General features: G+C 60.5%; 1 protein-coding gene. It reads left to right on the forward strand.

Annotation, left to right across the window (positions count from 1 at the left end):
* Positions 1–79: 79 nt before the first annotated feature.
* Positions 80–904 (forward strand): IS5 family transposase, encoded by an 825-nt coding sequence (locus tag NKI85_RS37755; RefSeq protein ID WP_352458936.1) that lies wholly within the window; start codon positions 80–82, stop codon positions 902–904.
* The last annotated feature ends 30 nt before the right edge of the window (positions 905–934 follow it).

Consider the following 934-nt stretch of genomic DNA (forward strand, 5'->3'; position numbering starts at 1 on the left):
AGTGTCCGTTCCAAAAAGAGTTGAGTGATTTCAGCAGGTTGTGATTCTGTCGGATTTGCGAGATTCGATGGAGATCACGATGGCCTGGACTGAAATCACCCGTGCGCATTATGAGCGGCGTTGCGCCCGCTACGCAAGCGATCTGACCGATGCAGAGTGGGTGCTGATTGCGCCAATGATGCCGTCGGCGAGCCGCATCGGCCGGCCGCGCAAGACAGACCTGCGCGAGGTCGTGAACGCACTTCTTTACCTCGCCTCGTCGGGCGGCGCGTGGCGATTGCTGCCGAAAGACTTCCCACCCTTTTCAACGGTGCAGAAGTACTTCTATCGCTGGCGTGAGGCGGGCTTGTTGCGGACCATCAGCAATAGCCTCGTCATGGCGGCGCGCGAGGCTGAGGGTCGGGAAGCGAGCCCGACGGCGGGCGTGATCGACAGCCAATCGGTCAAGACCACGGAAAGCGGCGGAATTCGTGGCTTCGACGCGGGAAAGAAGATCAACGGGCGCAAGCGTCACATCGTTGTCGACACCATCGGCCTGATGGTCGGTCTCGTCGTCCACGCCGCTGATATCCAGGACCGGGACGGCGCACCGGCTGCCCTCAAGACCATTCTCGAACGCTGGCCGTGGCTGCGACACGTCTTCGCCGACGGCGGATATGCCGGACCGAAGCTTAAGGGCGCGATGCAAAAGATCGGCACGTTCACCCTGGAGATCGTCAAGCGGACGGATAAAGCCAAAGGCTTTGAGGTCCTGCCGCGCCGCTGGGTCGTGGAGCGCACATTCGCATGGCTGGGGCGATGCCGCAGGCTGGCCAAGGACTGGGAGAAATCCCTCGCTTCCGCAGAAGCCTGGATATACGTCGCTCACATTCGCCTGCTCACCCGCAGGCTCGCAAGAAGTTGATATCAAAACACTCTTTTTGATTCAGGCTCT

Origin of the sequence: Mesorhizobium sp. M0571 (assembly GCF_040320985.1) — a bacterium.
Classification (GTDB): Bacteria; Pseudomonadota; Alphaproteobacteria; order Rhizobiales; family Rhizobiaceae; genus Mesorhizobium.